At 56.5% G+C, this 3,705-nt stretch carries 4 protein-coding genes and 1 pseudogene; 4 read left to right on the top strand and 1 reads right to left on the bottom strand.

Features of this window, described 5'->3' with window-relative positions; genetic code table 11:
- Positions 1-232 (bottom strand): annotated as a pseudogene (locus tag ET33_RS34405) (LuxR family transcriptional regulator); the annotation flags it as partial.
- Positions 233-368: 136 nt separating this feature from the next.
- Here ET33_RS34405 and ET33_RS34400 point away from each other — a divergent pair.
- The 4 genes from ET33_RS34400 to ET33_RS34385 all read left to right on the top strand — a co-directional run.
- A complete protein-coding gene (locus ET33_RS34400; RefSeq protein ID WP_036693358.1) occupies positions 369-1,379 on the top strand; it encodes an ABC transporter substrate-binding protein in 1,011 nt (336 codons plus the stop codon).
- On the top strand, positions 1,354-2,136 hold the full coding sequence (locus tag ET33_RS34395; protein ID WP_036693353.1) for an ABC transporter permease: 783 nt from the start codon (positions 1,354-1,356) through the stop codon (positions 2,134-2,136). The genes ET33_RS34400 and ET33_RS34395 overlap by 26 nt, the downstream gene beginning before the upstream one ends.
- Positions 2,105-2,806, top strand: coding sequence for an ABC transporter ATP-binding protein (locus ET33_RS34390; protein ID WP_051776046.1), 702 nt, complete (start codon positions 2,105-2,107; stop codon positions 2,804-2,806). Before ET33_RS34395 ends, ET33_RS34390 begins: the two co-directional genes overlap by 32 nt.
- Before the next feature lie 25 nt (positions 2,807-2,831).
- On the top strand, positions 2,832-3,705 hold an 874-nt coding region (locus ET33_RS34385), incomplete at its 3' end, for a YhgE/Pip domain-containing protein (protein ID WP_036693350.1).

Below are 3,705 nucleotides of genomic sequence, written 5' to 3'. Positions count from 1 at the left end.
TTCTCACATAATCGTATTCGAATAGGCCGTCGTGAATGAGCTCTACCTCCTCATCCGTTACTGCTCCTGTGGACAGCAGCGTTTCAGGATCGACGGTAGTACAGCATGCGGCATCGAAGGGGACATGCTGCCGCAGCAGCTTCACAAGCGCTCTCCTGTAAGCATGTGAACAGCTTTTGCCCTCGGAAAGCTTCAACAATTTGGCTCTGACGGGTTCCAGGTTTGTATACATATTTGGCCTCCTTAAGCCTCTCGTCTCTCTGGCTGTATCAACAAATCCCAGATTTGAGGGATGGTACGATTACGGAACGTCCCTATAATTGATAATGATTCTCATTATAAATAAAAAGCAGGGAGTTGGGAAGAGGATGTTGGGTTTATTGGCTTTCTGTCGCCGTATCCGGCTTGGATGGTTTATGGCTTTAACGGCGTGTGTGTTTGTGGCGGGCTGCTCCCATAGCGGCATAGAGCGGTTGGGTAAGAAAGCCGCAACCGGAGGTGCGGTGAAGCCAGAAAGCATCGTGCTGCTGAGTCCGCGTGTGCCTGCGATCATACCGGCCATGTCCGTTGCACAGCAGTCTGATGCACAGGTGAAGATAAAAGTAGAGATGTGGGATACGTTCGAGCAGATGCTTACCCGCGTTCAGCAGGGCGATGCGCCGTTTGTCGTCGCCGCCCTGAGCGTCGGAGCCAATATGCATGCGAAAGGTTTGCCGCTTCAACTGCTGGAGGTCGATACATGGGGCTCGATGTACCTGGTCTCGCTCGATTCAAATGTCCGCAAGCTGGCCGATTTGCAGGGCGAGACGGTGTATGTTCCCGGGCAGGGTGGACCTGCCGAAATATTGACTCGCTTCCTGCTGGGACGGGAAGGATTGGAGCAGCAGGTCAAGCTGGCTGCCGGGACCGTGCCGGACATCATGCAGCAGCTTGCGGCGGGGAAGATCCGCCATGCCGTCCTGCCCGAGCCGGTCATTGGCGGACTGCGCGAAAAACTAGGAGACAAGCTGCATGAAGCGGTCGACTTTCAGCAGGCGTGGCGAGGCGTATTCGGCGAGGATCTGCCCCAGTCGGGCATTTTCGTTCACAGCGGCTGGGCAAAGAACCATAAGGAAGAAATCGCGGAATTCCGAAAATTGTACCGGGAAGCGCTGGCTCGTACCGTGGATGGCTCGGCTATGTCGTTGAAACCGGCCGCAGAGAAGCTTGGGCTGTCCGAACAGGCGCTGAAGACGGCTCTTCCAAAGATCACCTTAACCTATAAGGACGCGGCAGAAGCCCGGCCCGAGGTGGAGCGGTACTTTAATATTCTGCTCAAGCTGGCGCCGGATTCGATTGGAGGCAAGCTGCCGGATGAAGATTTTTATTACCATTTATAAAAAATGGCCGGGTTTCTATACGTATCTGATGTTGATTGCTCTATGGATAGCTGTTTCCTCCGTCTATCCGACCGTCCTTGTCCCGAGCCCCCTCGAATCGCTGCGCGCCTTGTTCACTCTTGCCGCAGAAGGACAGCTATGGCCGCCGCTTGCCCTTTCCTTTCTCCGTTTTGCCGCGGGGTTTGCTGCCGCTTTTTTGCTGGGGGGCGGTCTGGGATTGTGGGCGGGATCACAGCAGTACGTATATAAGCTGATTCATCCGGCGGTGTCCTTGCTGCAAGCCGTGCCGCCTGTCTCCTGGATCGTGCTGGCTATTCTTTGGCTAGGGACAAATGGCGGCGCGCAAGCGTTCGTCGTGACTCTTGCGCTCTTTCCGGTCTTCTTCTTTAATTCGGCACAAGGTATCCGGAGCGTGCCGCGCGAGCTGATGGAGATGGCGGCGGTTTACCGTGTCGGCCGCGCAAGACGGATCAGAGACATTATCTGGCCCGCACTCGTGCCTTTCTGGTCCGCTGCGCTCGCTATCAATGTCGGCACCGGCTGGAAGACCGTGGTCATGTCCGAGCTGATCAGCGGCCAGACCGGCATCGGTGCGGCGATGAACACGGCCAGAGTCTATTTGAAGACGGAGGAAGTCATGGGGTGGACGCTGCTTGTGGCACTGCTCGGTATAGGGCTGGAAGGACTGGTGCGTGCAACCGCTTCGGGAAGGAGGGGAAAACCATATGCGCTTCGAACGAATCAGCATGATGTATAACGGCGGTCGGCGCGTATTTGAAGACTTCTCGCTCGAACTGGAAGCAGGCCGAATCACGTGTATCATGGGGCCTTCCGGCACCGGAAAGACGACACTTTTGCGCTTGGCGGCAGGTCTGGAGCAGCCGATAGCCGGCCGTATCGACCGGAATGGATTGGAGCGTATCGGCATGGTGTTTCAGGAGCCTCGTCTTCTGCCGCACAAGACCGCTTTGGAGAATGTGCTCTGGCCCGCCGAACCGGCCGCAACGCTGGATTCAGCCCGGGACGCGCGATCCATGCTGGAGGAGGCGGGGTTGGGTGATGCGCTTCACTGCTATCCGGAGCAGCTAAGCGGCGGCATGAGGCAGCGGGTCGCGCTAGTCCGGGCGTTTGCGTTTCGTCCTGCGCTGCTGCTCATGGATGAACCGTTTCAGAGTCTGGACGCCGCCGCAAGACGGAGTATGCACGATTTGCTGTTGAATTTATGGCGAAAGGACAGACCGACCGTTTTGCTGGCCACCCATGATCGGGAAGAAGCGACGGTTCTAGGTTCTCGCATCGTTCTGCTTGCCGGGACGCCTGCTCGTATCGAGTTCGATTTGAAGGCGGGACCCCTGCTTGCGGACCGAAATATACCGTATCCGATCTCACGCAATGAAGCGGCGGGCTTTGAGCAGAGCGCAACTTGACAACACGATAAAGGAGTGATCGGAAATGGTTTACGCGTTACAGGCTTACTTGAAGAAACCGTCTACGATCGTAGGAATCGTTACGGCTGTAATGTTCCAAATTATTTTTGCTGTCGTTTGGATGACAGCTTATGACGGAATTACCGGGGCAGACAGGCTGAAGCAGCTGGAAGTAGGCATTGTCGTGTCCGACCAAGCGGCAGGTCAGGCGATTGCGGGAAAATTGGCCGGAGAGCTACCTGTCCGTACACGGCTGATTGCCACCCAACCGGAAGCGGAGCAGCTGCTGAACGAGAGGAAGCTGCAGATGGTCGTCACGATTCCTGAGGGCTACAGCGATTCGTTGAAGGATCGGAACCGAACCGCTTCGATTCGATACAGCATCAATGAATCGAATCCGGCATTGACGGGGAATCTGATGCGTGCGATTGCCGCACAGGTGACGGCCACGGTAAACAAAGAAGCGGTCGGACAGGGCCTGCAAGCCGCATTGGCGCAGGCGAAGCTCCCGGATGAGCAGCCGGCTGCCGCCGCGAAGTCGCTGTCCGAACGGGTGACATCCGAATTTGCCAATATGAATGCCGTCCGGGGAATGAACAACCAAATGGCGCCTATGATGCTGCTGCTCGCCTCGTATGTCGGCACGATGATTATGAGTATGAACATGACGCAATCGTCAATGGCGCTGGCTGTAGCAGGGATTGGCCGCTGGCGGTCGTTCGCCGCCCGAAATCTGATCAATGCGGCGGCGGCCGTATTCGTTTCCCTGGTCGGCTCCTCGCTCCTGATCATGCTTGGGGGGCAGGCTGAGCATGGTTTCCTGATGCTGTGGGGATTTCAGTCCTTGTTCGTACTGTCTTTCATCCTTTTGTCCCAGCTGTGCCTGCTTCTGTTCGGCA

The sequence above is a fragment of the Paenibacillus tyrphae genome (assembly GCF_000722545.1).
GTDB classification, from domain to species: domain Bacteria; phylum Bacillota; class Bacilli; order Paenibacillales; family NBRC-103111; genus Paenibacillus_G; species Paenibacillus_G tyrfis.
Note: the sequence above shows the minus strand (reverse complement) of the source record. Positions and strands in the feature narration are given on the sequence as shown.

Coding starts and splice junctions, on each gene's coding strand:
- ET33_RS34400 (WP_036693358.1), top strand. CDS start 369: ATGTTGGGTTTATTGGCTTTCTGTCGCCGTATCCGGCTTGGATGGTTT.
- ET33_RS34395 (WP_036693353.1), top strand. CDS start 1,354: ATGAAGATTTTTATTACCATTTATAAAAAATGGCCGGGTTTCTATACG.
- ET33_RS34390 (WP_051776046.1), top strand. CDS start 2,105: ATGCGCTTCGAACGAATCAGCATGATGTATAACGGCGGTCGGCGCGTA.